Genomic DNA, 23,776 nt, shown 5'->3' on the forward strand with positions numbered 1-23,776 from the left:
CGGCGCCCTCCTCCCCAAACCCAAGCGCTATTAAGCGCTTGCCTTCGCCGCTGGGCGACGGTTTGGCAGTTTTTCTTTGATACGTGCCGATTTGCCCGAACGGTCGCGCAGATAGTACAGCTTGGCGCGACGTACGTCACCGCGGCGTTTCACTTCGATCGAAGCGATCAGCGGGGAGTACAGCTGGAAGGTACGCTCAACGCCTTCGCCGGACGAGATCTTGCGAACGATGAAGTTCGAGTTCAGGCCACGGTTGCGACGGGAGATGACCACGCCTTCGTATGCCTGGGCGCGCTTGCGGGTGCCTTCGACTACGTTGACGTTGACGATCACGGTGTCGCCAGGTGCAAATTCAGGAATGTTTTTGCCCAGGCGAGCAATTTCTTCTTGCTCGAGTTGTTGAATCAGGTTCATTTAATGACTCCAATTACCATCATGCCGGCGCGTACTAAACCCGGTAGAGGATGGGGTTGAACAAGCGGACAACATGTCCGCCGTCTTTGCTACAGTGCCGGTTTTTCTAAATCGGCCAAAAATTTCTCGTCCTGGCGCGTCAGCAAACCTGCCTCACGCGCCTTGGGCAATAAATCCGGGCGCTTGCGCGCGGTCGCTTCCAGCATGCGCTGGCGGCGCCATTTCTCGATCTCGGCGTGGTTGCCGCCCATGAGGACCGCGGGCACTTCCTCGCCTTCGTAACTCACCGGCCGCGTGTAGTGCGGCGAATCGAGCAGGCCGTTGACAAAACTGTCTTCGACCGCCGACGCTTCCGTGTTCAGCACACCGGGCAACAGCCTCACCACCGCATCCATCAGCGCCATTGCCGGCAATTCGCCGCCGGACAGCACGAAATCGCCCAGGCTGATTTCCTCATCGACAACGCGGTCGATCAGGCGCTGGTCGACCGCTTCGTAGCGGCCGCACAGTATCACCAGGCCGGGCTCGGCCTTCAGCTGCATCACGCGTTCGTGGGTCAGCTGCTTGCCTTGCGGCGACATGAACACCACGCGCGGCGCCGGCAAGCCGGCGTCGACCTGGCGCTGCTTCGCGGCGGCGATGGTCGCCTCCAGCGGCTTGGCCAGCATCACCATGCCGGGACCGCCGCCATAGGGGCGGTCATCCACGGTGCGGTGATTGTCGGTGGTGAAGTCGCGCGGATTCCACAGCGACAAATTCCACTTCTGCTGCTCGAACGCGCGCCGGGTCACACCCGACTGCGTCAGCGCGGCAAACATTTCAGGAAACAGCGTTACGACATCAAATTGCATAGTGGTCCCGGGATCAGAAATCCAGGCCCCAGTCCACCGTGATCTTGTTCGCTTCCTTGTCCACCTTGATGATGAACTGGTCGACAAATGGAATCAGGCGCTCCTGCGCCGCGGACTCGGCGTCACCGGACTCGGCGCTGACGGCGGCGGTGATGCGCAGTATCGACTGCGGACCATTGCTCATCATGTCGGCGACCACGCCCAGGCTTTCGCCCTGCAAATTCTCTACTGCCAGTCCGATCAGGTCGGACCAGTAAAACTCGCCGTCGTCCAGCACCGGGAACTCACTGCGGGGAATGTAGACGCCGGTGCCTTTCAGCGCCTCCGCTTCATTCCGGTCGGTCAGTTCCGGCAACTGGGTCACGACGTCGCCGCCGTGCAATTTCGCACGGCGAACCTCGACTGCGCGCAGGCTGGGCTTATCCAGCCACCAGGTCTTGGCATGCAACAAAGCATCCGCGTCGTCGGAAAAGGGGCGAACCCGGATTCCGCCAGCGACGCCGTAGGCGCCGAACACAAAGCCCACTTGCACCAGATCGTCGGGGAGTTTCACCCCGGATGCTATTTTGTCAGCCAAAACCAGCAGCAGACTTAGGCTGCTTTCTTGTTCGAAGCGACCAGGCGAGCAACGGCTGGGGACAGCTGTGCGCCTACGCCGGTCCAATGGGCCAGACGGTCTTCGGTAATGCGGAATGGCACTTCTTGGCCGGAAGCCATCGGGTTGTAGAAACCGATACGTTCGATGAAACGGCCATCGCGGCGATTGCGCGAGTCAGTTGCAACGATGTTGAAGAATGGGCGCTTCTTGGCGCCTCCACGAGCTAAACGAATAACGACCATAATATTTCCAAATAAGTGTGCTGAGACGGAAAAAGCCGCAAATTATAGCGCGCTTTCTCACCTGCCAGCAAGCATTAACAAAAAAAGGGGTGGGTTTGGGGCAATCAAAGATTATCCCCCACTCCGGCGTCAAGGGCAAGCGCGAATACGCGAAAAGGCTGGGCCGGAGGCGCATTATGACCCATACTTGCCGTTCCGCGAATTTTGGCAACGATCTATGAACCCTAGGCACAAGAACAAGACCTTCGCCAGCCTGCTGGCCTTCCTGCTGGGCGGCATCGGCGCGCACCGCTTCTATCTGCGTGGCGTGAATGACACATGGGGCTGGCTGCACGCGGCCAGCGTGCCGGCCATCGGCCTGGTGATGGCGGCCGCGCCACAGGCCGACATCTACTTCAAGCTGCTGCCGCTGTTCCTCTCCATGCTGGCCGGCTTCCTGCAGGCACTGGTGCTCGGCTTGATGTCCGACGCCAAGTGGGACGCCACTTTCAACACCGGCACCGGCCGCGGCTCGAACACGCGCTGGCCGCTGGCCGTGATCCTGGTGGCCACCATGCTGGTGGGCTCGGGCGCGCTGATCGCCACGATTTCCCGCCTGTTTGACTTGCTGTACACCGGCGGCGCATACGGCTAAGCCTTTCGCTCCCGAAGCCGCCGGGGCGCGCACGATAGCGTGGCACAATTGCCGTGAAGCTATTTTCAGCGGTTATACTGCGCAGACAATCTTTCCTGGAGAAAAAAATGAATGCACGCACCCTGACCATGTCGCTGGCTGTTTCCCTGGCCCTGGCCGGCTTCGCTACCACCGCGTCCGCCCAGCAGTACACCAAGGCGCAATACGCCGCCGACACCAAGCAAGCAGCGACCCGCTACGCCGAAGACAAGAAACTGTGCGCCGAAGAAAGCAACTCCAGCGCGCGCATGCAGTGCCAGCGCGACGCCAAGGCCGAATACGACAAGGCGCTGGCCGGCGCCAAGGCCGACCTGAAGAACGCCACCGGCAAGCCGATGGCCTGCAATGACTGCGGCCGCGTGATCGCGGTCAACGTGGTCGAGAAAAAAGGCGAAGGCAGCGCGGTGGGCGTGATCGCCGGCGGCGTGGCGGGCGCACTGCTGGGCAACCAGGTCGGCGGCGGCAGCGGCAAGAAGCTGGCCACCATCGCCGGCGCGGCCGGCGGCGCCTACGCCGGCAACAAGGTCGAGGAACACGTCAAGTCGAGCAAGGCTTGGCACGTGAAAGTCCAGTACGACAACGGCACCCAGGGCGAGTTCACCTTCGACAAAGACCCGGGCTTCGCCAACGGCGACCTGGTGAAGAGCGCCAACGGCACCATCGTGCGCAAGTAAGAACAATAAGCAGCAAGTAAGCAGCAAGTAAGCATACGCATCATCGCGGCCGGGCGCCATGCCCGGCCGCGCGCAATTGCGCGACGGACATTTCCCATCTTGTGTACTATTTAACAACACAAGATAAGGAACCCGCATGGAAGACTTGAAAGACCCCGTCGCCGCAAGCCCGGCCGCCCTAACTCCCGCGTCGCACCCCGCTCCCCCATCCGGCCCCTCGCCGCGCAAACGCCGGCGCGGCGTGACGGTGCTGCTCTATCTGCTAGCCGCTTTCGGCCTGCTGTTCCTGGGCATCTTCGCCTATGGCGCCTACCGGGCCTCGCTCAAGGTCGAACGCGTGACGATAGACGAGGCGGCCGTGATCGACAGCGTCATGTCCAGCAACTACGGCAAATACTCGATCGCGAAAAAGGGCTGGCTCTATGTCGGCGAGGACAACCGCACCTATCTGATGCGCGTGGTGCAGCAAGTGAAAATGGCGGACAGCACGGAGGGAGACGAGCTGTACTTCCTCGCCAGCGGCCAGGCCGTCGACGGCGAAGGCGTCGCCGTCTTCGGCGCCTTCCACATCCGCCCCAACTCGCCGTCCGACGGCGGCCTGGCCGAGATCAGCAACGCGGTGATGCATGCCGGCACGCGCGCGGTCAAACCGGAGGACGTGCGTTTCGAAGCGCTGAGCGAAGAACTGTGGGGCTGGGTGGTGAAGGTCAGGGACGGCGAGGACCCGCAAGGCAGCCAGCGCGTAGTCACCCGCAACCTGGTGCTGGCATCGCACGACAATCAGATCGCGACGCTGGCCGATTTCCTCGCCGGCGCCGAATTCGACCCGGGCATCCCCTGCGCCGAGGCCAAGGCCAACTACGAGCGGTACGCGGCGGGTCCGGCCGCCGGCGCGCAGGGCGCGGAAGAAGAACCGGAAGAGCCGCTGCGCTGCGAGAAGCGGCGCTGGAGCTACCGCACCGCAGGCGTCAACGGCAAGATCCCCGTGCCGTTCACGGTGACAGTCGGCGGCACGCTGGACGGCGAGCCGGTGGAAGCCAAGAGCTGGAAGCTGATGTTCGACACCAAAAGCTTCAGCTACAACGTCCCAGAGGAACTGAAAAACTGATGCGCACACCTTCCACAGTCCGGCCCGGCGTTGTCCTCCAGGAGTATTCCGAACGCGAAGCGGCGGCGCTGGCCGCGCAATGGCTGGAAGCGTTCGGCAAGCACCGCGACGGCGTCAGCGCCAAATCGTATCTATGGCACGTGCTGGCCGCCGGCTGCCACCCCAGCGTGCGCGGCGCCGACGCGCTGGCACAGTACCGGCTGCATGCCGCGCCCGGCTACATCGTGCTGTCGAACAGCCGCGACCACGCGTTCACCACCGACCTGCTGCCCGAGTCCTGCGCCCTGCAGGACTATTATGTGTTCCCGGCCAATATGGCCTGGACCATGGCCGTCACCCACGAGGACGGCTGGAACGAAGGCCCTTACTTCGCCCGCCACCGCGACTACGCCGCGCTGAACGAGGCCAACCTGGCTCTGCTCCGCCAGCGCCAGCAGCTCGAGCAAGCCCGCCTGGAAGGCTGGGGCTGAACGTTCAGCTGCGGCGGGACAGCAGCAGGCCCAGGCCGGCGCTGGCCAGCAGGCCGGCGCAGCTGCGGTTGAAGATGCGCTTGCCGCGCGGCTGGGCGAACCAGCGGCGCAACTTGGTGCCCATCCACGAATAGATCGCGATGGCCGCCATTTCCAGCGCCAGGAACAGCGCGCCCAGCACGGCGAACTGCGGCGCCATCGGCTGCGCCGGGTTGACGAACTGCGGCAGGAAGGCGGTGAAGATCAGGATCGCTTTCGGATTGCCGGCCGCCACCAGGAACTCCTGGCGCGCCAGCTGCATCAAGCCCGCGGCAGGCGCGGTCGATTCGGCCTCTGCGCCCGGCGCCGCGCGCCACAGCTGGAACGCCAGGTACAACAGGTAGGCCGCGCCCAGGGTCTTGATGGCGTAGAACAGCATCTCCGACGTGTGCAACACCGCCGCCAGGCCGAACGAGGCCAGCGCAATCATGCCGCCGAACGCCAGCAGCCGCCCCGCTCCCGCCGTGCACGCCTGGCGGAAGCCATAGCGCGTGGCGTTGCTGATCGATAGCAGATTGTTCGGCCCCGGCGCCATGTTCAGCGCGAAGCAGGCAGGGACGAATAAGGCAAGCGTGGACAGTTCCATGGTGCAGCTCCTTTGGTGACGGATTCGATTCTAACGGAGTTTGCGTACCGCGCAGGCGAAAAAAAAGGCAGCCGAGGCTGCCTTTCTTCGCGGTGCGAACTCCTTAGAACTGCTCTTCGCCCAGCGCCAGCACGCCGGCGCTGCCGTCGATGATGGAGGCGCGCAGGCCGGACGCCTGGGTCAGGAAGTGGTCGGCGAAGAAGCGCGCCGTGACGATCTTGGCCTGGTAGAAGCTGGCGTCGCCGTCGCCGGCGTCCAGTTTCTGCTGCGAGACCAGGGCCGCGCGGGCCATCTGCCAGCCGCCCAGCACGATGCCGGCCAGCTTCAGGTAGTTCACGCTGCCCGCGAACACGGCCTTGATGTCGGTCTTCATATTGCCGGCCACATACTCGACCACCGCCTCCAGGTCGGCCGCGCCCTGCGCCAGGCGCTTGCCGATCGCAGCGAACGCCGCGCCGTCCAGCTTGGCCAGCTCGGCTTCGGTGGCGCGCACTTGCGCGATCAGGCCCTTGGCGACCTTGCCGCCGTCGCGCACGGTCTTGCGGCCCACCAGGTCGTTGGCCTGGATCGCGGTCGTGCCTTCGTAGATGGTCAGGATCTTGGCGTCGCGGTAGTGCTGCGCGGCGCCCGTCTCTTCGATGAAGCCCATGCCGCCGTGCACCTGCACACCGTCGCGCGTGACGTCCTGCGACAGCTCGGTCGACCAGCCCTTGATGATGGGCACCAGGTATTCGTACACGGCCTGGTTCTCGGCGCGGGTGGCCGCGTCCGCATGGTTATGGGCCGCGTCGTACAGCGAGGCGCCGACGTAGGCCAGCGCGCGCGCGGCCTCGGTCTGCGAACGCATATTCATCAGCAAACGGCGCACGTCCGGATGGTGGATGATGGACACGGGACCGGCCGAACCGGCCAGGTCGCGCGACTGCACGCGGTCCTTGGCGAAGGCCACCGCCTGCTGGTAGGCGTGCTCGGACAGGCCGATGCCCTGCAGGCCGACGCCGAAGCGGGCCGCGTTCATCATGATGAACATGTATTCCAGGCCGCGGTTCTCCTCGCCCACCAGCGTGCCGATGGCGCCGCCGTGGTCGCCGAACTGCAGCACGGCGGTCGGGCTAGCCTTGATGCCCAGCTTGTGTTCGATCGACACGCAATGCACGTCGTTGCGCGCGCCCAGCGAGCCGTCGGCGTTGACCAGGAACTTCGGCACGATGAACAGCGAGATCCCCTTCACGCCCTCGGGCGCGGTCGGCGTACGCGCCAGCACCAGGTGGATGATATTCTCGGCCATGTCGTGCTCGCCGTAGGTGATGAAAATCTTGGTGCCGGACACTTTGAAGGTGCCGTCGTCCTGCGGCACGGCGCGGGTGCGCACGGCGGCCAGGTCGGAGCCGGCTTGCGGCTCGGTCAGGTTCATGGTGCCGGTCCACTTGCCGGTCACCAGGTTTTCCAGGTAGATCGCTTTCATCTCGTCGCTGCCGGCGGTCAGCAGCGCTTCGATCGCGCCGTCCGACAGCATGGGCGCCAGCGCGAACGACAGGTTGGCGCCGTGCAGCATCTCCACGCAGGGCGTGCCGATCAGCTTGGGCAAGCCCTGGCCGCCGAAGTCGGTCGGGTGCTGCAGGCCTTGCCAGCCCGCCTCGGCGAACTGCTTGTAGGCTTCCTTGAACCCCTTGGAGGTGGTGACGCTGCCGTCCTTCCAGAAGCTGGGCTCGATATCGCCGCTGCGGTTCAGCGTGGCGACTTCGCCCTCGACGAATTTAGCGCTTTCTTCCAGCACGGCTTCAGCCGTTTCCGGGGTCGCGTCTTCGCAGCCTGGCAGCTGGCTGACGCCGGACAGGTTGGCCAGTTCGTTCATGACGAACAGCATGTCTTTCAGGGGGGCTTGATAGCTCATCTTCTACTCTCCAAGGAAAAGGCCACGCTGGCGGCGGCGTAAAGCCTTGCCAGCGTGGCCTCAATACATAGTTATGGACTAACCCAGTTCTTTGACCAGTTCAGGCACGATCTCGAACAGATCGCCAACGATGCCGTAGTCGGCAACGGAGAAGATCGGCGCTTCGGGATCCTTGTTGATGGCGACGATGGTTTTCGAATCCTTCATGCCGGCCAGGTGCTGGATCGCGCCGGAGATGCCGACGGCGAAGTACAGCGACGGCGCCACGATCTTGCCGGTCTGGCCCACTTGCCAGTCGTTCGGCACGTAGCCCGCGTCCACGGCGGCGCGCGATGCGCCCATGGCCGCGCCCAGCTTGTCGGCCAGCGGTTCCAGGATCTTGAACGCTTCGCCCGAACCCATGCCGCGGCCACCGGAGACGATGATCTTGGCGGCGGTCAGTTCCGGACGGTCGGACTTGGCCAGCTCGCGGCCGACGAAAGCCGATTTGCCCGAGTCGCCGACAGCGGCGATGGTTTCGGTGGCAGCCGAGCCGCCGGTCGATGCGGCCGAGTCGAAACCGGTGGTGCGCACGGTGATGACCTTGACCTTGTCGCCCGATTGCACGGTGGCGATGGCGTTACCGGCGTAGATGGGACGCTCGAAGGTGTCCGGGGAGTCGACCTTGGTGATTTCCGAGATCTGGGCCACGTCCAGCTTGGCGGCCACGCGCGGCAGGATGTTCTTGCCGTAGGCGGTGGCTGGCGCCAGGATGTGCGAGTAAGAGCCGGCAATCGCCAGCACCTGCTCGGCGACGTTCTCGGCCAGGCCGTCGGCGAAGTGGGCGGCGTCGGCCACCAGCACTTTGGAGACGCCGGCGATCTGCGCGGCTTGCTCGGCGGCGGCGCCGGCGTTCGAACCTGCCACCAGCACGTGGACCTCGCCGCCGCACTGCAGCGCCGCGGTGATGGTGTGGTGGGTGCTGCCCTTCAGGCTAGCGTTGTCGTGTTCAGCGATAACTAATGCGACCATGATTATTCCTAGAATATGTTAGACCGGGCCGGGTAACCGGGCCGCTTAGATGACTTTGGCTTCGTTGCGCAGCTTGGCAACCAGCGTGGCGACGTCCGGCACCTTGATGCCGGCCGAGCGCTTGGCGGGCTCGGCGACCTTCAGGGTCTTCAGGCGCGGGGTCACGTCGACGCCCAGCTCTTCCGGCTTGACGGTGTCCAGCGGCTTCTTCTTGGCCTTCATGATGTTCGGCAGCGTCACATAGCGCGGCTCGTTCAGGCGCAAGTCGGTGGTGATGATGGCCGGCAAGGTCAGCGACAGGGTTTCCAGGCCGCCGTCGACTTCGCGCGTCACCACGGCCTTGCCGTCTTCCAGCACCACTTTCGAGGCGAAGGTCGCTTGCGGCCAGCCCAGCAGCGCAGCCAGCATCTGGCCGGTCTGGTTCGAATCGTCGTCGATGGCCTGCTTGCCCAGGATGACCAGTTGCGGCTGTTCCTTGTCGACCAGCGCCTTGAGCAGCTTGGCCACGGCCAGCGGTTCCAGTTCGGTCGCGGTCTCCACCAGGATGCCGCGGTCGGCGCCGATGGCCATGCCGGTGCGCAGGGTTTCCTGGCACTGGGCCACGCCGCACGACACCGCCACCACTTCAGTGACCTTGCCGGCTTCTTTCAGGCGCGTCGCTTCTTCCAGCGCGATCTCGTCGAACGGATTCATCGACATTTTGACATTGGCGATATCGACGCCAGTGCCGTCGGATTTGACGCGGACTTTGACGTTGTAGTCGACCACGCGTTTGACGGGTACCAAGACTTTCATAGCTTTGCCTTTGGGAAAATTTATAAAGGAAGGACAGTTTATGTGGGCTAGATTATAAGAGAAATTCCAGCGGCAAGCAGAATTAAAGCACGATCGTGCCTTTTTTTGGTAGTAGAAAACATCTAAAATTTACCTAGGCGTCGATTCGTGCTGAGTTTGCTTGCAGACAGGGGGCGTAGCCCGCCCCCCTGTGGATGGATTTAAAACTTATTGCGAACTTATTGCACTTACTTGCACTTACTTGCGCTTACTTGCGCTGCATCAGGAATACAAATTCCGTACCGTACTGCGCGTGCGACAGCAAGGCGTTGCCGGTCTGCTTGGCGAAAGCCTGGAAGTCGCGCACGGAACCGGGGTCGGTCGCCATGATGCGCAGCACTTCGCCGCTCTGCAGCTCGGCCAGGGCCTTCTTGGCCTTCAGAATCGGCAGCGGACAGTTCAAACCCCGCGCGTCGAGTTCTTTTTGAAATTCCATGATTTCGTTATCAACTAGGGTAGCACTCATCAAAAATCCCGCAATTGGTTGACCAGTTGTTCCACAGTCTACTCCAATTTGGCGTTCGTGACGCGGTGCACCAAAATAGTTCCTCCCTCGTTGCAAGTACACAACGAGGGAGCTGTGTCAGAAACGGCCCGCACTAGCATGCGAGCCGCATGTTTGCTAGGAAAGACGCTGTTCGACCCATGTTGCAACGCCACCTAAAGCGCCCGGCAGAGCCGCAGCATCGGTGCCGCCGGCTTGCGCCATATCGGGGCGTCCGCCGCCTTTTCCGCCCACTTGCTGTGCAACAAAGTTCACCAGCTCGCCCGCTTTGACCCTGGAAGTCGCGTCCGCGGTCACGCCGGCGATCAGGCTGACCTTGCCGTCGGCCACGCTGGCCAGCACGATGGCAGCCGTTTTCAGCTTGTCCTTCAGCTTGTCCATGGTCTCGCGCAGGGTGGCCACGTCGGCGCCTTCCAGCGTTGCCGCCAGCACCTTGATGCCCTTGATTTCCACCGCCTGGGTGGCCAGCTCGTCGCCCTGGCCGGAGGCCAGCTTCGATTTCAGCGCGGCCAGTTCCTTCTCCAGCGATTTGACGTGCTCCTGCACGGCGGCGATCTTGACGGTCAGCTCGTCCGGGTTGGCCTTCAGCACGGCGGCCGCTTCGCCCAGCTTGCGCGTCAGGCCCTGCACCAGCGCCAGCGCGCCCTCGCCCGTGACCGCTTCCACGCGGCGGATGCCGGCTGCCACGCCGCCCTCGCCGGTGATCTTGAACAGGCCGATGTCGCCGGTGCGGTGCACGTGCACGCCGCCGCACAGCTCTTTCGACGAGCCGATGTCCATCACGCGCACTTCGTCGCCGTACTTCTCGCCGAACAGCGCCATGGCGCCATGCTTGACGGCGTCGTCGAAGCTCATGTTGTGCGACTGGGTCGCCTGGTTCGCCAGGATCTCGGCGTTGACCATGGCTTCCACCTTGGCGATTTCCTCGGCCGTCAGCGCGGCGTTGTGGCTGAAGTCGAAGCGCGCCTTGTCGGGGTCGACCAGCGAGCCCTTCTGCGCCACATGCGAACCCAGCACTTCGCGCAGGGCCTTGTGCATCAGGTGGGTGGCCGAGTGGTTGCGGATGGTGCGGCCGCGGCTGACGGTGTCGACCGTGGCCGAGACGGCGTCGCCCACCTTCAGCGTGCCCTTGGCCAGCACGCCGTGCTGGCCGAAGACGTCGGCCTGGATCTTGAGCGTGTCTTCCACGTCGAACTGCGCGCCGCCGCTGGCGATCACGCCCTGGTCGCCGACCTGGCCGCCCGACTCGGCGTAGAACGGCGTGGTGTCGAGCACCACGATGCCCTGCTCGCCCGCCTTCAGTTCCTGCACCGGTGCGCCGTTGGCGTACAGGGCGATCACTTTGGCGTCCTGGCTCAGGCTGTCGTAACCGACGAATTTGGTCTTCTCGCCCGAGTACTCGACGTTGGCGGCCATCTTGAACTTGCCGGCGGCGCGCGCGGTTTTCTTCTGCTGTTCCATGGCGGCGTTGAAGCCCGCCTCGTCCAGCGTCACTTCGCGTTCGCGGCAGATGTCGGCCGTCAGGTCCAGCGGGAAGCCGTAGGTGTCGTACAGGGTGAAGGCGGTGGCGCCGTCCAGCTTCTTGCTGTCCTTGGCCAGCTGCGCTTCCAGGATCTTCATGCCGTGTTCCAGCGTTTCGCCGAAACGCTCTTCCTCGGCCTTGAGCACCTGCGCCACGCGGGCGGCGGCCTCGTTCAGTTCCGGGTAGGCGGTGCCCATCTCGGTGTTCAGGTCGGCCACCAGCTTGTAGAAGAAAGGCTTGGTCTGGCCCAGCTTGTGGCCGTGGCGCAGCGCGCGGCGGATGATACGGCGCAGCACGTAGCCGTGGCCTTCCGAGCCGGGGATGATGCCGTCGACGATCAGGAAGGAGGCGGCGCGGATGTGGTCGGCGATCACGCGCAGCGATTTGCTTTCCAGGTCGGTGGCGCCGGTTTCGCGCGCGGCGGCCTTGATCAGGGCCTGGAACAGGTCGATCTCATAGTTGCTGTGCACGTGCTGCAGCACGGCGGCCAGGCGCTCCATGCCCATGCCGGTGTCGACGCAAGGCTTGGGCAGCTTGTTCATATTACCCGCTTCGTCGCGGTTGAACTGCATGAACACCAGGTTCCAGATTTCGATGAAGCGGTCGCCGTCTTCCTCGGCCGAGCCCGGCGGGCCGCCCCAGATGTCGGCGCCGTGGTCGTAGAAGATCTCGGTGCACGGACCGCACGGGCCGACGTCGGCCATCTGCCAGAAGTTGTCCGAGGCGTAGCGCGCACCCTTGTTGTCGCCGATGCGGATGATGCGCTCTTTCGGCACGCCGATCTCGTTGGCCCAGATGTCGTAGGCTTCGTCGTCCTCGAAGTAGACGGTGACGGTCAGCTTGTCGGCCGGCAGCTGGTAGACCTTGGTCAGCAGTTCCCAGGCGTACTGGATGGCGTCGCGCTTGAAGTAGTCGCCGAAGCTGAAGTTGCCCAGCATTTCGAAGAAGGTGTGGTGGCGCGCCGTGTAGCCGACGTTTTCCAGGTCGTTGTGCTTGCCGCCGGCGCGCACGCAGCGCTGCACGGTGGTGGCGCGCGAATACGGACGGCTGTCCAGGCCCAGGAACACGTCCTTGAACTGGACCATGCCGGAGTTGGTCAGCAGCATGGTTGGGTCGTTGCCTGGCACCAGCGGGCTGGACCGGACGATCGTGTGACCCTTGGATTCGAAGAATTTGAGGAACTTCTCGCGGATTTCAGATGATTTCATGTCGTATTGGTTAGGTTGCTGGCTGGTGCAAAGGGTTGATTATACGTGATGTCGCGGCCGGGAAATCGGACTACCGCGCAGAGTACGGCGCCGGGTACCGCGCCGGGTGCCGCGCACGGTCCGGGGCAAAGCGCGGCGCCGGCCGCGCCGGCGGCGCAGTGTCTCGTTGCCAACTTGCAACGCTGACAATATTCAGCGCGCAGCCGGCCCGATATTCCCTATACTGGAAATCCGGCAAGCCCCCCCATGCCGTCCACACACTGCGAAAGACTGCCATGCTAGATAACCTCTTGCTTCGGACCAAGTTGATTCTGCTGCTGGTGTTCGCCATCCTCGGGATAGCGCTGGTGGGCGGGGCCGGGCTGCTCGGCCTGCGCGGCGCCAGCCAGGGTTTCTACGAGGTGGCCGAGGTCCGCCTGCCCTCGCTGGTCGGCCTGTACCAGATGAAGCTGGGCAACCGCGAGATACGCATCGGCGCGCTGACCATCTTCCGGCTGCTCGACGACCCCAAGAATCAAAGCAAGATCGCGGCCCAGGCCAGCGCCATGCGGACCGGCTTCGCCGAAGTGGCCGCCGGACGCAAAATCTACGATCCGCTGCCGCAAACGCCGGATGAGGCGGTGCTGTACAAGGACTTCCTGAGCGCCTGGGAGCTGCGCCTGCGCGGCGGCGAAAGGGTGATCGCGGCGGCCGACCGGCTCGCCAGCGCCGGCGACGCGGCGGGCATGAAGCAGGCCGCCGAGGAATTCAGCCAGGCCGCCACGGCGGTCGCGCCGCAGATCGAAAGCGTGCGGATGGCGCTCGACAAGGTGATCGACCTCAATATCAAGGTCGCCGAGGAGGCCAACAAGGAGGCCGAGGCCGCGATGGCGGCGTCCCAGCGCAACATGGCCATCATCTTCGGCGTGGCCGCGCTGCTGGTGGCCGGCCTGGGCATCCTCATCCTGGTCAACACGCTGCGCCAGCTGGGCGGCGATCCGGCCTACGCGGCCGGCATCGTCAACCAGGTGGCCGAGGGCGACCTGACCGTGCGCATCGAGACCCGCGCCGGCGACCAGGGCAGCCTGCTGTTCAGCATGAAAAACATGGTCGAGCGCCTGGCCGGCGTGGTCGGCAGCGTCAACAGCAGCGCCGACGCGCTGGCCAGCGCGTCCGAACAGGTCAGCGGCACCGCGCAGTCGCTGTCGCAGGCGGCAACGGAACAGGCCGCCAGCGTCGAGGAGACCAGCGCCTCGGTCGAGCAGATGACGGCTTCGGTGGCGCAGAACACGGAAAACGCCCGCGTCACCGACGGCATGGCCAGCCAGGCGGCGGCCGAAGCGGTCGAAGGCGGCAACGCGGTGGGCGGCACGGTGGACGCCATGCGCCAGATCGCGCGCAAGATCGTCATCATCGACGACATCGCCTACCAGACCAATCTGCTGGCGCTGAACGCGGCCATCGAAGCGGCCCGCGCCGGCGAGCACGGCAAGGGCTTCGCGGTGGTGGCGGCCGAGGTGCGCAAGCTGGCCGAGCGCTCGCAGGTGGCGGCGCAGGAGATAGGCGAAGTGGCCAGCAGCAGCGTGGAGCTGGCCGAACGGGCCGGCAAGCTGCTCACCCAGATGGTGCCGAACATCCAGCGCACCTCCGGCCTGGTGCAGGAGATCAGCGCGGCCTCGGAGGAGCAGTCGAGCGGCCTGGCGCAGATCAATTCGGCCATCAACCAGCTCAGCCAGGCGACCCAGCAAAACGCCGCCGGCTCGGAACAGCTGGCGGCGACGGCCGAGGAAATGAGCATCCAGGCCGAGGACTTGCAGCGCACCATGGGCTTCTTCGCCACCGGCAAAGGCAGCGCCCGGCCGGCGCCGGCGGGGGCGCGGCCGGCGGCGCGGCGCGTGCCGGCGCCGACGCTGCGGCGCGCCCCGGCGCCGGCGCGCGAGGCCGGCTGGGAGCCGGACCAGGACAGTTTCGAGCGTTTCTAGCCGCTAGCGCATGACCAGCGCCACCACCTCCTCGGTCACGCCGCCGCCGGCGGTCTGGCGCGGCACCACCATCAAGACTTCGCCGCCCACGCTGCCGTCGTCGCGCCAGTCGATGCGCATTTTCAGCTGGCGGTCCAGCGCCACGAAGGCGTTGTGTCCGGTAGCCACGATGCGGTGCGGCCCCTGCTGGTCGATCTCGGCATACATGAATTTCCCCTTGCCGCTCAGGTTAAGGGTCTGGCCGTTGGACAACTGGTACCAGCCACGGAAGTCGTCGAACTCGGCGCTGTCCATGTAATAGCGCCGGTCGGGCAATTCTATCTTCAAGGTTGGAGCGGGTATGGTCACGCGCTCGCCCGCTTGCTGCGCCGCAGCGCCGCTGCCGAATGACGACGCGGCGCACAGCGCGCACACTGCTAGCCATTTGTTCATGATGTTCTCCTGTCGGTGGATGGTGCTACCGCAGTCTAGGTAAGGGACTCCCGCTGCGCATCGTCCGTATGAATGACAGGGCCGATCAAGTCGATGCGGTCTGTACAGAAGCCGTCCACGCCCCAGGCCAGGATCTCCGCGGCCCGCTCCGGCGCGTTGACGGTGTAGCAGAACAGGCCGTAGCCGGCCGCCTTCACCGCCGCCGCCAGCGCGGCAGTCAAATGCTTCTGGTTGGTATGGATGGCGACGGCGTCCAGCGCCGCCGCCTGCTCGCGCCAGTCGGCCGGCAGGGTGTCGAACAGGCAGGCGCGCGGCAGCTCCGGCGCCGCCTCCCGCGCGGCGGCCAGCGCCGCCATGCTGAAGGAGGACAGCAGCGGCACCGCCTTGACGTCGCCCGCGCGCAGTTCCTCGCTGAAGCGCGCCCGCGTCTTGCGCGCCACCCAGCGCCCCGTCTCCGCCTCGTGCCCCGGCACCGGCTTGATCTCGATATTCATCCAGATGCCCTGCGAGCGGCAGTAATCGATGTATTCGGTAAACAGCGGCACCGTCTCGCCGGCGAAGTCCGGGCCGAACCAGGCGCCGGCATCCTTGCGCACCAGGTCCGAGGCCGGGGTGCGCGCCACATTGCCCTGCCCGGCCACGGTGCGGCCGAAATCCGGGTCGTGCATGACGACGCCGATGCCGTCCTTGGACAGCATGACGTCGAACTCCACGGCGCGGAAACCGTAGGCCAGGCCGCAGCGCAGCGCGGCGATGGTGTTTTCCGGGGCGAGCGTGCCGCCGCCCCGGTGTGCTAGAACTTTAGGATAGGGCCACATGGCTGCCTCGGTTGATGTTGAAAACGCATGTCGCATGTCTGGTATTCAAAACATACCACAAGACGTTAAGCTGGCGGTCTTGCTAAATCGACGAGGTGGAAGATGACTGTGACCAAAGCGCTGGGCCATATCCGCGTGCTGGACCTGAGCCGCGTGCTGGCCGGGCCGTGGTGTTCGCAGAACCTGGCGGACCTGGGCGCAGACGTGATCAAGATCGAGCGCCCCGGCAGCGGCGACGACACGCGCGCCTGGGGCCCGCCCTACGCGCGCGGCGCGGACGGCCAGGACACCACCGAGGCCGCCTACTACCTGGCCGCCAACCGGGGCAAGCGCTCGGTGACGGTGGACATCGCCAGCGCCGAGGGCCAGCAGCTGATCCGCGAACTGGCGGCGCACGCCGACGTGGTACTGGAAAACTACAAGGTCGGCCAGCTGAAACGCTACGGCCTCGACTACGCGTCGCTGAAAGCGGTCAAGCCGGACCTGGTGTACTGCTCGGTGACCGGCTTCGGCCAGGACGGGCCGTACGCGCACCGCGCCGGCTACGATTTCCTGATCCAGGGCATGGGCGGGCTGATGTCGGTCACCGGCGAGCGCGACGAGCTGCCCGGCGGCGGTCCGCAGAAGGCCGGCGTGGCGCTGGTCGACCTGATGACGGGCATGTACGCCACCATCGCCATCCAGGCCGCGCTGATGCACCGCGACCGGACCGGCGAGGGCCAGTACATCGACATGGCGCTGCTGGACGTGCAGGTGGCCATGCTGGCCAATATGGGCAGCAATTACCTGAACAGCGGCAAGGCGCCCAAGCGCTGGGGCAACGCGCATCCCAACATCGTGCCCTACCAGACCTTCGCCTGCAGCGACGGCTACATCATCGTCGCCACCGGCAACGACGGGCAATACCAGAAGTTCGTCGAAACCGGCGGCCGCGCCGACCTGGCCTTCGATGAGCGCTACGCCAGCAACCCGCTGCGCGTGAAAAACCGCGAGGAGCTGGTGCCTGTGCTGGCCGAGATGGTCAAGCGCAAGACGCGCGACGAGTGGATCGCGCAACTGGAGGCGGTGGGCGTGCCGTGCGGGCCGATCAACGACATCGGCGACGTCTACCGCAACCCACAGGTGCAGGCGCGCGGCATGGTGACGGAGGCGCCGCACCCGACGGCGGGCAAGGTCAAGCTGGTGCGCAGCCCGATGCGCATGTCGGCCACGCCGACCGACGGCGGCAGCGCCCCGCCGCTGCTGGGCCAGCACACCGAGGAAGTGCTGCGCGAGCTGCTCGGCCGCAGCGAGGAAGAGATAGTCGCGCTGAAGGACAAAGGCGTGCTGTAACGATACGCCCCCCTGCCATCCCCCCAGTGGGGGACATGACAGGGGGCGGGTCAATGCAGGTCGTGCTTCAGTTCGGCCAGCTCGTCATGCACGTGCTGGACCGCGCTGCGCATCTGCGGGGTCAGCGTGGGCATGTTGGTGCAGACCTTGCGGGCGCGGTCGCCCAGCACTTCCAGCTCATCGACCATCTTGCGCAGGCGCGTGACGTCGTAGGGTGCCAGCCCCTGCTGGGCGGCGTCGGCCTGGCGGTCCAGCTTGTGGATGCAGTCGCGCAGCTCGCCCGGCAGGTCGCGCTCGGCCGAGCACGCTTGCGCGGCCTCCCCTATGGCCCGTTCCACGCGGTTGAAGCGTTGCCGTATTTCATACTCTTGCAGCATGATCCCCTCCTTGCGGTGAGCAGGCACCGGCGTGCCTGTCTTCCTTGGACAGCGATCTCATCAAAAAGTTGCGCCCGCCAACTTGAGCCAGGTCAAGGGCCGCAAGTCATGCTTATGGCAGCGCATTGTAAGCAATTGTTAAATCCAAAATATCAAAAACGCAATTCAGATACATTGCCCGCATGACACATTCATCCCGCACGTCAACTGCCCTGCTGCTGACCGTCGCGCTGCACCTGGCGCTGCTGGCCGCGCTACTGGCGCGCAACCATGTACGGATACCGGCTTCCGCAGCGGCCCAGGGCAGGCCCGCCATCGCATGGATCTTCTCCGCGCCGCGCACGGCCGCGGTGCCGCCGCTTCCGCCGCTGCGGCCCGACCGTGCGCCGCCCGCGCACCGTGAACGCCCTGCGGCAGCGCAAGCCATCACCGCCAGCAGCGCGGAGCGCCGAGTCGAGCGCGCTAGCGCGCCGCAGCCGATCAGCACGGCAGGAAATTCCGCGCGGCAGGCCCAGCCACCATCCGACGCGGCGCAGCGGTCCGTCACCGAAGCAACGATAGGCGAGCTCCCGGCGCAGCAGGCCCAGGCAGCATCCGGCACGGCGGCACGGTCCGTGGCCGAGCCAGCGATAGGCGACCTGTCGGCGCAGCCCGCCCAGCCACCGGTCAGCGCCGCCGAGCTGCTGCGCCTGACCGTGCACGGCGCGGGCAAGATCGACCAGGAACTGCGCGGCGGCAAGCTGGCGCCGCTGCCTCCGCCCGGCCAGACCCTGCGCGGCAAGATCGACGCCGCCTTCGAGGCTGCCCACGAGGCGGTACGGCCGAAATGGTACGAGCGGGCCAAGGTGACCGAGATCACGTCGCCCAATTCGCGCATCCGCGTCTACAAGATCAGGACCGCGCTGGGCACCTATTGCATCTCGATGGCGGACGCCAGCATGAACGGCGGCGGCTACAGCAGCCCGAGCTACAGCAACTGCCCTTGAGTTCCGAGCCGCGAGCGCGACCTCGCCGTCAAGCCGCCGTCAAGCCGCCGCCAGCCGCGCCGTTTCGGCGGACGCCAGCGGAGCCAGGGTGCGCAAGCGCAGCGCGATCAGCAAGCCGCCCGCCAGCGCGCAACCCAGCAGCGCCACCACGCCGGCCCAGCCCGCCACGCCCCACACCACGCCGCTCAGCCAGCCGATCACGCTCGCGCCGAGGTAGTAGAAGAACAGATACAGCGCCGAGGCCAGCGCCTGCTGCGTCTGCGCCCGCCGTCCCACCCAGCTGCTGACCACGGAGTGCGAGGCGAAGAAGCAGAAGGTGAACATCGCCAGGCCGATGAACATCGGCACCAGCTTGCCGCTCAGGGTGAGCAGCAAGCCGGTCAGCATCACCGACAGCAGCCCCCACAGCACGCGTCGGCGGCCCAGCTTGTCGGCCAGGCGTCCGGCCCACACCGAGCTGAAGATGCCCAGCAGGTAGAGGAAGGAAATCGCGCCCACCAGGCTCTGGCTCATGCCGAACGGCGCATCCAGCAAGCGAAAGCCGATGAAGTTGTAGGCGCTGACCATGCAGCCCATCAGCAGGAAGCCGGCGCCGAACAGCCACGGCAGGCCGTCGTCGGCGAAGTGGCGGCGCAGGCCGCCGGCCAGTTCGCCCAGGCCGCCATGGCCGGGACGGAAATTCTGCGAGCGCGGCAGGCTGCGGTAGAACTCGGCGGCCGCCAGCAGGCCGGCCACGCCCATCGCGCCCATCGCCACGCGCCAGGAAAAATGGTCGCTCATCACGGAAACCAGCACGCGCCCGGCCATGCCGCCGAAGGCGTTGCCGCTGATGAGCAAGCCCATCGACAAGCCCAGCGAACCGGGTTCGACTTCCTCGCTCAGGTAAGTCATCGCCACGGCGGGCATGCCGCCCAGCGCGAAGCCCAGCAGCGCGCGCGACACCAGGAACTGGCCGTAGTTCTGCGCCAGCGCGCACAGCACCGTCATCACCGCGGCCACAGTGAGCGCCGCGCCCATCAGCGGCTTGCGGCCGACACGGTCGGACAAGATGCTCGACAGCAGCAGCGACACCGCCAGCGCCGCCGTCGACACCGACAGCGCCAGGCTGCTCTGCGCCGCCGTCAGCGAGAACTCGCGCCCCAGCAGCGGCATCAGCGGCTGCACGCCGTACAGCAGCGCGAAACAGGAAAAACCGCTGAAAAACAGCGCGCGGTTGGTGCGCTTGAAAACCGGTGTGCCTGCCGCGATGCCCATGATGATGACCGCCTGTTGACTAGATGGCCCATCTTAGGATTGCGCTGTATTACTGTCCAATATATATTTAAGGCGTTAGTAATACTTAAAAAAGATAAGACCCATCATGGAACTGCGCCACCTGCGTTATTTTGTCGCCGTCGCCGAGGAGCTGAGCTTCACGCGCGCGGCCGAACGGCTGCACATCGGCCAGCCGCCGCTGAGCCAGCAAATCCAGGCGCTGGAGGCCGAAGTGGGCGCCCGGCTGCTGGAGCGCAGCAAGCGCTGGGTGCGCCTGACGGAGGCCGGCAAGCTCTTCCTGGCCGACGCGCGGCGGGTGCTGGCGCTCTCCGAGCAGGCCGTGCAGACGGCGCGCCGGGCCCAGCGCGGCGAAGCCGGCGAGCTGCGTATAGGCTTCACCTTTTCCACCCCGTTCACGCCGCTGTTCGCCACCGTCATCAACCGCTACCGCGCGCGCTACCCGGACGTGCTGCTGACCTTGCGCGAAATGGCCACCCTGCCGCAGATCGCCATGCTGGAAAGCCGCGAGCTGGACCTGGGCTTCGTGCGCCCGCCCGAGGCGGCGATTCCGGACGCGGTGCAGCTGACCGTGCTGCGGCACGACCCGCTGATCGCCGTGCTGCCGGCCGGCTCGCCGCTGGCGGCCAAGGACCAGGTCGAAATCCGCGACCTGGAGGGCCTGCCCTTCATCATGTATCCGAAAACGGCCGGCACCGGCATCCATCCGCAGATATTCAGGCTGTGCAAAGAGGCCGGCTTCGTGCCCAAAGTCGTGATGGAGGCGGGCGAAGCATCCACCATGATCGGGCTGGTGGCGGCCGGCTGCGGCATCACCGTGCTGCCGGGCTCGTTCGACAGCATCCACATGGAAGGCGCGTGCTACCGGCCGCTGGCCGACCCCACCGCCAACACGGTGCTGTCGCTGGCGCAGCGCAAGGACGCGCAAGGCGCGCTGGTGCAAGGTTTTATCGCACTGGCGCGGGAAGCGTCCGGCGCGTTGTAAGCATTTGTTACAGCGGAAATGCTGGGAGTATATCTCGGCTACATTGCCTGAATGACACATCCACGGGGAACCCCAACGGCTATGCTGCTGACCGTTGCGCTGCATCTGGCGCTGCTGTTTGCACTGCTGTCGCCGCAACACCGGCCAGCCCGAACGCAGGCCGACGGCAACGCCATACAATGGCTGCTGCCCGCCCTTATGCAGCCGGTGCGCCAAGCGCAGCAAACACAATCCGGCTTGCCGGTGCTGCGCGCGCTGCGCGCTGCGGCGGCGCCGCAAGCGGCAACGCCAGCCTCAAGCCCGTCCGCGGCATACTCGGTCACACCGTCGGTCACACCGTCGGTCACCCCCTCGGTGCCGCCCTCGCTGGAGCCGCCTGCAGCCCAAGCAACGGCGCAGCCTCAGCGGCCGGAGGAGGACGTCTTCGCGGCCGGCGTACCGCCCATCCCTGCCGGCGCGGCGCAACAGCTGCTCAAGTCAGGCTATGGCGCGGGCGCGGTGGACCGCGACCTGCGCGGCGGCACGGCTGCCCGGCTGGCTGGCGGCGGCGCTGCGCTGCAAGGGAAACTTGATGACGCCTTCAGTGCGGCGGTGGCACGCAAACGGATGGATCCGGCGACCATCCAGGAAATCTCCACGCTGTCCGACCGCGTGCGGGTCTACAAGATGACGACCCGTGGCGGCACGGTCTGCATTTCGATGCCGGATCCCAGCCTGCAGAAGAGCTATAGCTACCGGATCACCAACTGCCCGCCCGAAGACCGGCGTGGCACTGTCAGTCCGGCTGTCGCCAAGCCGCCGCGCGCTCAGCCGTAGTCCGCTTCCAGCTCGGAGCCGGCGTAGCTTTCCAGCTCGGCGAACAAGGTCTTCATGGCCGTGCGGCCGGGGATGTGCTGCAGCACCTTGCAGTTGCCGCGGTAGACGGCTATGCGGTCCAGCAGCACCGGGTGGTGCTGCACCGGCACCTTGGCCACCAGCTCGGCCCAGCCGGCTTCGTAGTCGGGCTTGTTCTTGCGCACCGCCTTGACGAAGCGCTCGAACTCCTTCTGGCCGGCGCGCGCGACGATGCGCCCGCCTCCCTCGACGGCGAAGATGATGGCCAGCGCGATCACGCCTTCGGCGTTCAGGTCGGTGTCGCTGATGGGGCCGTTGTCGTGGTGGCGCCGCAGCCAGCCCGCCAGGCGCACGATGGCCTGCACTTCCTTGCGCTGCTTGAGCAGCACCTGGTAGCGCTGGTGGCCGTTCCAGTTCTGGTTCGGATCGGCCAGGCAGATGTCGACGAACAGGTCGCGCAGGCGGCGCTGGGTGTAGACCGGGTCCTGGTCGTATTCGCCCACCAGGGAATCCTCCGGCATGGCCGACAAGTCCTTGATCTGGCGGAAGCCGGCCTGGAAGGCCGCCTCGGCGCCGTTCTCGATCAGGAAATCCAGCGCCGCCTCGTCGCTGTCGGCGCCCACCACCTGTTCCAAGCCCAGCGACACGCCGCCCACGGCCAGCAGCAGCGCGCGCGCGATGCCGTCGGCGGTGCGGTCGTTGGTGAACTTCTCGGCCACCATGGCGGTAATGCCGGTCAGCTCGTCGGCCAGGATGACGGCCGCATCCGGGCGCTCGTCGCCCGGCAGCAGCTTGATGGCGCGCACCAGGCGCGGCAGGCTTTCCTTGACTAAAGCCGGCAGCATCAGGAGAAGATCCCCGTGCCCAGGCTGCGGCGGCTGCTGGCCGCTTTCGGCGCGCTGCGGGTGCTCGGCACCTGCTTGCGCAGGCGGTACAGCAGTTCCTTGGTGCTGCGCTGCAGGAACTTCGGTTCGTCGTCCGGGTCGTCGGAGAATTCGGCGTCGGCCAGGTCGGCGCTGTGGCGGAAGTCCGGGAACAGCTCGAACAGCGAGCGGTCCCAGCCGTCTTCGCTGGCTTGCGCCAAGGCCACGGCCAGCGGCACCACGTCGTTGTCGGACGAGGTCAGGCCGCTCACATAAGGGCCTTTCGAGATGATCTCGCCGGCCACTTCCAGGATTTCCTTGGGCGCCATCGAGAACAGCACGGCGAAGGCGGTGCAGCCGTGGTCGGTGGCCGAGGCCGCGCTGAGCAGCTCGGCGCGGCGCGCTTCGTCCTCGGTCGAGAACACCACGCCGTGGATGTGGGCGAACAGTTGCTCGGCCAGGCGCTCCGGGTCGTCCTCGATCAGGTCGTCCTGGAAGGTCGCGGCGAAGAAGGCCAGGCTGTCGGCCCAGGCCTTGGGCGGCACCAGCAAGGTCGCCAGCGACATCTTGCCGCCGTCGAAACCGGCCAGGTGCAGCGCCGTCACTTGCGGCGGGATGGTGCTGAGCACTTCCACCACGGCGTAGTCGCCGAACTGGTCGGCTGCCTCGGCGAAAGCCTGCTCGGCATGGCCGAGCGAGCCGGACAGCACCAGCTCGGTGACTTGTTTACTAAGGGCGGGCAGATTTGCATCGGACATTAGCGGTCTCCTTCCTGGTCGAACATTTGCGCGAAGTCGTCGGTGGCCTCGCCGGCCTCGTCGTAGTCGTCCTCGTCGTCGCCGTCATCGCCGGCCGACAGCTGCTCGAGCGAGGTATCGTCCTCGTCCCACAGGCGCGGGTGCTTGTGCAGGCAGGCGGTGATGATGGCCTGGCGGCCTATCCCGGGGAAATTCTCTTCGATGGCGGCCAGCATGTTGGCCGCTTCGCCTTCCGGACAGGTGGCCAGCGCGAACACGCGCGCCGGGTCGCCGTCCTCGTAGTCCTGGGCTTCGGCCAGCACCGCTTTCGGGTTGTCGAACTTGATCACGTCCACCAGCGCGAACGCCATCATGTTCACGTCTTCGATGCCGGCGCCGCTGGCGTATTCCGACCTCAGCGCGTCGACCATCATCTGGTAATTCTTGCGGTCCGGCGGGTCGCCCAGGATGCCGTCGATCTGGCCTTCCAGTTCACGCGACTGATAGGCGAATTCGGGGTGTACTTTTCTCATTGCGTTCTCTTTTCTGG

General features: G+C 65.7%; 26 protein-coding genes. 9 read left to right on the forward strand and 17 right to left on the reverse strand.

Going from position 1 to position 23,776, the window contains the following annotated elements; genetic code table 11:
• Positions 1-30: 30 nt before the first annotated feature.
• The 4 genes from rplS to rpsP form a co-directional block, all read right to left on the reverse strand.
• Complete coding sequence (gene rplS / locus ACSQ8Y_RS17490) at positions 31-414, reverse strand: 50S ribosomal protein L19 (RefSeq protein WP_436267707.1); 384 nt, start codon at positions 412-414, stop codon at positions 31-33.
• A gap of 89 nt (positions 415-503) precedes the next feature.
• Positions 504-1,265: a tRNA (guanosine(37)-N1)-methyltransferase TrmD gene (trmD, locus tag ACSQ8Y_RS17495; RefSeq protein ID WP_436267708.1), complete on the reverse strand. Its 762-nt coding sequence runs from the start codon at positions 1,263-1,265 to the stop codon at positions 504-506.
• Between the two features lie 13 nt (positions 1,266-1,278).
• Positions 1,279-1,818: a ribosome maturation factor RimM gene (rimM, locus tag ACSQ8Y_RS17500; RefSeq protein WP_436267709.1), complete on the reverse strand. Its 540-nt coding sequence runs from the start codon at positions 1,816-1,818 to the stop codon at positions 1,279-1,281.
• Positions 1,819-1,856: 38 nt separating this feature from the next.
• Complete coding sequence (gene rpsP, locus ACSQ8Y_RS17505; protein ID WP_436267710.1) at positions 1,857-2,105, reverse strand: 30S ribosomal protein S16; 249 nt, start codon at positions 2,103-2,105, stop codon at positions 1,857-1,859.
• 217 nt (positions 2,106-2,322) lie between these two features.
• Between rpsP and ACSQ8Y_RS17510 the strand changes: the two genes are divergently transcribed.
• From ACSQ8Y_RS17510 to ACSQ8Y_RS17525, 4 genes are all read left to right on the forward strand, one after another.
• On the forward strand, positions 2,323-2,739 hold the full coding sequence (locus ACSQ8Y_RS17510; protein ID WP_436267711.1) for an NINE protein: 417 nt from the start codon (positions 2,323-2,325) through the stop codon (positions 2,737-2,739).
• 107 nt (positions 2,740-2,846) lie between these two features.
• Complete coding sequence (locus tag ACSQ8Y_RS17515; RefSeq protein ID WP_436267712.1) at positions 2,847-3,452, forward strand: glycine zipper 2TM domain-containing protein; 606 nt, start codon at positions 2,847-2,849, stop codon at positions 3,450-3,452.
• A 136-nt stretch (positions 3,453-3,588) separates the two neighbouring features.
• Complete coding sequence (locus ACSQ8Y_RS17520) at positions 3,589-4,560, forward strand: hypothetical protein (RefSeq protein WP_436267713.1); 972 nt, start codon at positions 3,589-3,591, stop codon at positions 4,558-4,560.
• Positions 4,560-5,030 (forward strand): DUF4275 family protein, encoded by a 471-nt coding sequence (locus ACSQ8Y_RS17525; protein ID WP_436267714.1) that lies wholly within the window; start codon positions 4,560-4,562, stop codon positions 5,028-5,030. Before ACSQ8Y_RS17520 ends, ACSQ8Y_RS17525 begins: the two co-directional genes overlap by 1 nt.
• Before the next feature lie 4 nt (positions 5,031-5,034).
• On the opposite strand, the gene ACSQ8Y_RS17530 is transcribed toward ACSQ8Y_RS17525, so the two are convergent.
• The 6 genes from ACSQ8Y_RS17530 to alaS form a co-directional block, all read right to left on the reverse strand.
• The gene (locus ACSQ8Y_RS17530; RefSeq protein ID WP_436267715.1) at positions 5,035-5,655 is read right to left on the reverse strand and encodes a LysE family translocator; all 621 of its coding nucleotides are present in this window, start codon (positions 5,653-5,655) and stop codon (positions 5,035-5,037) included.
• 103 nt (positions 5,656-5,758) lie between these two features.
• Positions 5,759-7,549: an acyl-CoA dehydrogenase gene (locus ACSQ8Y_RS17535; RefSeq protein ID WP_436267716.1), complete on the reverse strand. Its 1,791-nt coding sequence runs from the start codon at positions 7,547-7,549 to the stop codon at positions 5,759-5,761.
• A 78-nt stretch (positions 7,550-7,627) separates the two neighbouring features.
• Positions 7,628-8,560 carry an electron transfer flavoprotein subunit alpha/FixB family protein gene (locus tag ACSQ8Y_RS17540; protein ID WP_436267717.1) on the reverse strand — a complete coding sequence of 311 codons (933 nt, stop codon included), beginning with the start codon at positions 8,558-8,560 and terminating at the stop codon, positions 7,628-7,630.
• Between the two features lie 45 nt (positions 8,561-8,605).
• Positions 8,606-9,355 (reverse strand): electron transfer flavoprotein subunit beta/FixA family protein, encoded by a 750-nt coding sequence (locus ACSQ8Y_RS17545; protein WP_436267718.1) that lies wholly within the window; start codon positions 9,353-9,355, stop codon positions 8,606-8,608.
• Between the two features lie 247 nt (positions 9,356-9,602).
• Positions 9,603-9,830, reverse strand: a complete 228-nt coding sequence (locus tag ACSQ8Y_RS17550) for a sulfurtransferase TusA family protein (protein ID WP_056403241.1) — start codon at positions 9,828-9,830, stop codon at positions 9,603-9,605.
• 186 nt (positions 9,831-10,016) lie between these two features.
• Positions 10,017-12,629: an alanine--tRNA ligase gene (gene alaS / locus ACSQ8Y_RS17555; RefSeq protein WP_436267719.1), complete on the reverse strand. Its 2,613-nt coding sequence runs from the start codon at positions 12,627-12,629 to the stop codon at positions 10,017-10,019.
• Positions 12,630-12,904: 275 nt separating this feature from the next.
• Between alaS and ACSQ8Y_RS17560 the strand changes: the two genes are divergently transcribed.
• Positions 12,905-14,590, forward strand: a complete 1,686-nt coding sequence (locus tag ACSQ8Y_RS17560; protein ID WP_436267720.1) for a methyl-accepting chemotaxis protein — start codon at positions 12,905-12,907, stop codon at positions 14,588-14,590.
• Positions 14,591-14,593: 3 nt separating this feature from the next.
• Here ACSQ8Y_RS17560 and ACSQ8Y_RS17565 read toward each other — a convergent pair whose 3' ends face one another.
• Positions 14,594-15,022 carry a hypothetical protein gene (locus tag ACSQ8Y_RS17565; RefSeq protein ID WP_436267721.1) on the reverse strand — a complete coding sequence of 143 codons (429 nt, stop codon included), beginning with the start codon at positions 15,020-15,022 and terminating at the stop codon, positions 14,594-14,596.
• A 35-nt stretch (positions 15,023-15,057) separates the two neighbouring features.
• A complete protein-coding gene (ugpQ, locus tag ACSQ8Y_RS17570; RefSeq protein ID WP_436267722.1) occupies positions 15,058-15,840 on the reverse strand; it encodes a glycerophosphodiester phosphodiesterase in 783 nt (260 codons plus the stop codon).
• 102 nt (positions 15,841-15,942) lie between these two features.
• On the opposite strand from ugpQ, the gene ACSQ8Y_RS17575 reads away from it, so the two are divergent.
• A complete protein-coding gene (locus tag ACSQ8Y_RS17575; RefSeq protein ID WP_436267723.1) occupies positions 15,943-17,172 on the forward strand; it encodes a CaiB/BaiF CoA transferase family protein in 1,230 nt (409 codons plus the stop codon).
• Positions 17,173-17,222: 50 nt separating this feature from the next.
• Here ACSQ8Y_RS17575 and ACSQ8Y_RS17580 read toward each other — a convergent pair whose 3' ends face one another.
• Positions 17,223-17,549: a hypothetical protein gene (locus ACSQ8Y_RS17580; protein WP_436267724.1), complete on the reverse strand. Its 327-nt coding sequence runs from the start codon at positions 17,547-17,549 to the stop codon at positions 17,223-17,225.
• 182 nt (positions 17,550-17,731) lie between these two features.
• On the opposite strand from ACSQ8Y_RS17580, the gene ACSQ8Y_RS17585 reads away from it, so the two are divergent.
• The gene (locus tag ACSQ8Y_RS17585; protein ID WP_436267725.1) at positions 17,732-18,535 is read left to right on the forward strand and encodes a hypothetical protein; all 804 of its coding nucleotides are present in this window, start codon (positions 17,732-17,734) and stop codon (positions 18,533-18,535) included.
• Between the two features lie 39 nt (positions 18,536-18,574).
• Here the strand turns inward: ACSQ8Y_RS17585 and ACSQ8Y_RS17590 are convergent, their stop codons facing one another.
• Complete coding sequence (locus tag ACSQ8Y_RS17590; RefSeq protein WP_436267726.1) at positions 18,575-19,789, reverse strand: MFS transporter; 1,215 nt, start codon at positions 19,787-19,789, stop codon at positions 18,575-18,577.
• 106 nt (positions 19,790-19,895) lie between these two features.
• On the opposite strand from ACSQ8Y_RS17590, the gene ACSQ8Y_RS17595 reads away from it, so the two are divergent.
• Both ACSQ8Y_RS17595 and ACSQ8Y_RS17600 read left to right on the forward strand, forming a co-directional pair.
• Positions 19,896-20,792: a LysR substrate-binding domain-containing protein gene (locus ACSQ8Y_RS17595; protein ID WP_436267727.1), complete on the forward strand. Its 897-nt coding sequence runs from the start codon at positions 19,896-19,898 to the stop codon at positions 20,790-20,792.
• 81 nt (positions 20,793-20,873) lie between these two features.
• Positions 20,874-21,608: a hypothetical protein gene (locus ACSQ8Y_RS17600; RefSeq protein WP_436267728.1), complete on the forward strand. Its 735-nt coding sequence runs from the start codon at positions 20,874-20,876 to the stop codon at positions 21,606-21,608.
• Here ACSQ8Y_RS17600 and ACSQ8Y_RS17605 read toward each other — a convergent pair.
• From ACSQ8Y_RS17605 to ACSQ8Y_RS17615, 3 genes are read right to left on the reverse strand one after another with little or no spacing between them, the layout of a single operon-like run.
• The gene (locus ACSQ8Y_RS17605; RefSeq protein ID WP_436267729.1) at positions 21,599-22,471 is read right to left on the reverse strand and encodes a hypothetical protein; all 873 of its coding nucleotides are present in this window, start codon (positions 22,469-22,471) and stop codon (positions 21,599-21,601) included. The genes ACSQ8Y_RS17600 and ACSQ8Y_RS17605 overlap by 10 nt on opposite strands.
• Positions 22,471-23,247: a hypothetical protein gene (locus ACSQ8Y_RS17610; protein ID WP_436267730.1), complete on the reverse strand. Its 777-nt coding sequence runs from the start codon at positions 23,245-23,247 to the stop codon at positions 22,471-22,473. The genes ACSQ8Y_RS17605 and ACSQ8Y_RS17610 overlap by 1 nt, the downstream gene beginning before the upstream one ends.
• Entirely contained in the window at positions 23,247-23,759 is a 513-nt protein-coding gene (locus tag ACSQ8Y_RS17615; RefSeq protein ID WP_436267731.1) for a hypothetical protein, read from the reverse strand. Before ACSQ8Y_RS17615 ends, ACSQ8Y_RS17610 begins: the two co-directional genes overlap by 1 nt.
• Between the last annotated feature and the right edge of the window lie 17 nt (positions 23,760-23,776).

Origin of the sequence: Pseudoduganella sp. LjRoot289, from assembly GCF_964252925.1 — a bacterium.
GTDB lineage: Bacteria > Pseudomonadota > Gammaproteobacteria > Burkholderiales > Burkholderiaceae_D > Rugamonas.

Coding starts and splice junctions, on each gene's coding strand:
- ACSQ8Y_RS17580 (WP_436267724.1), bottom strand. CDS start 17,549: ATGCTGCAAGAGTATGAAATACGGCAACGCTTCAACCGCGTGGAACGG.
- rpsP (WP_436267710.1), bottom strand. CDS start 2,105: ATGGTCGTTATTCGTTTAGCTCGTGGAGGCGCCAAGAAGCGCCCATTC.
- ACSQ8Y_RS17520 (WP_436267713.1), top strand. CDS start 3,589: ATGGAAGACTTGAAAGACCCCGTCGCCGCAAGCCCGGCCGCCCTAACT.
- ACSQ8Y_RS17600 (WP_436267728.1), top strand. CDS start 20,874: ATGCTGCTGACCGTTGCGCTGCATCTGGCGCTGCTGTTTGCACTGCTG.
- ACSQ8Y_RS17560 (WP_436267720.1), top strand. CDS start 12,905: ATGCTAGATAACCTCTTGCTTCGGACCAAGTTGATTCTGCTGCTGGTG.
- ACSQ8Y_RS17510 (WP_436267711.1), top strand. CDS start 2,323: ATGAACCCTAGGCACAAGAACAAGACCTTCGCCAGCCTGCTGGCCTTC.
- ACSQ8Y_RS17615 (WP_436267731.1), bottom strand. CDS start 23,759: ATGAGAAAAGTACACCCCGAATTCGCCTATCAGTCGCGTGAACTGGAA.
- ACSQ8Y_RS17545 (WP_436267718.1), bottom strand. CDS start 9,355: ATGAAAGTCTTGGTACCCGTCAAACGCGTGGTCGACTACAACGTCAAA.
- ugpQ (WP_436267722.1), bottom strand. CDS start 15,840: ATGTGGCCCTATCCTAAAGTTCTAGCACACCGGGGCGGCGGCACGCTC.
- alaS (WP_436267719.1), bottom strand. CDS start 12,629: ATGAAATCATCTGAAATCCGCGAGAAGTTCCTCAAATTCTTCGAATCC.
- ACSQ8Y_RS17595 (WP_436267727.1), top strand. CDS start 19,896: ATGGAACTGCGCCACCTGCGTTATTTTGTCGCCGTCGCCGAGGAGCTG.
- ACSQ8Y_RS17550 (WP_056403241.1), bottom strand. CDS start 9,830: ATGGAATTTCAAAAAGAACTCGACGCGCGGGGTTTGAACTGTCCGCTG.
- ACSQ8Y_RS17575 (WP_436267723.1), top strand. CDS start 15,943: ATGACTGTGACCAAAGCGCTGGGCCATATCCGCGTGCTGGACCTGAGC.
- ACSQ8Y_RS17585 (WP_436267725.1), top strand. CDS start 17,732: ATGACACATTCATCCCGCACGTCAACTGCCCTGCTGCTGACCGTCGCG.
- ACSQ8Y_RS17565 (WP_436267721.1), bottom strand. CDS start 15,022: ATGAACAAATGGCTAGCAGTGTGCGCGCTGTGCGCCGCGTCGTCATTC.
- ACSQ8Y_RS17540 (WP_436267717.1), bottom strand. CDS start 8,560: ATGGTCGCATTAGTTATCGCTGAACACGACAACGCTAGCCTGAAGGGC.
- ACSQ8Y_RS17590 (WP_436267726.1), bottom strand. CDS start 19,789: ATGGGCATCGCGGCAGGCACACCGGTTTTCAAGCGCACCAACCGCGCG.
- ACSQ8Y_RS17535 (WP_436267716.1), bottom strand. CDS start 7,549: ATGAGCTATCAAGCCCCCCTGAAAGACATGCTGTTCGTCATGAACGAA.
- ACSQ8Y_RS17515 (WP_436267712.1), top strand. CDS start 2,847: ATGAATGCACGCACCCTGACCATGTCGCTGGCTGTTTCCCTGGCCCTG.
- ACSQ8Y_RS17605 (WP_436267729.1), bottom strand. CDS start 22,471: ATGCTGCCGGCTTTAGTCAAGGAAAGCCTGCCGCGCCTGGTGCGCGCC.
- ACSQ8Y_RS17525 (WP_436267714.1), top strand. CDS start 4,560: ATGCGCACACCTTCCACAGTCCGGCCCGGCGTTGTCCTCCAGGAGTAT.
- ACSQ8Y_RS17610 (WP_436267730.1), bottom strand. CDS start 23,247: ATGTCCGATGCAAATCTGCCCGCCCTTAGTAAACAAGTCACCGAGCTG.
- ACSQ8Y_RS17530 (WP_436267715.1), bottom strand. CDS start 5,655: ATGGAACTGTCCACGCTTGCCTTATTCGTCCCTGCCTGCTTCGCGCTG.
- rplS (WP_436267707.1), bottom strand. CDS start 414: ATGAACCTGATTCAACAACTCGAGCAAGAAGAAATTGCTCGCCTGGGC.
- trmD (WP_436267708.1), bottom strand. CDS start 1,265: ATGCAATTTGATGTCGTAACGCTGTTTCCTGAAATGTTTGCCGCGCTG.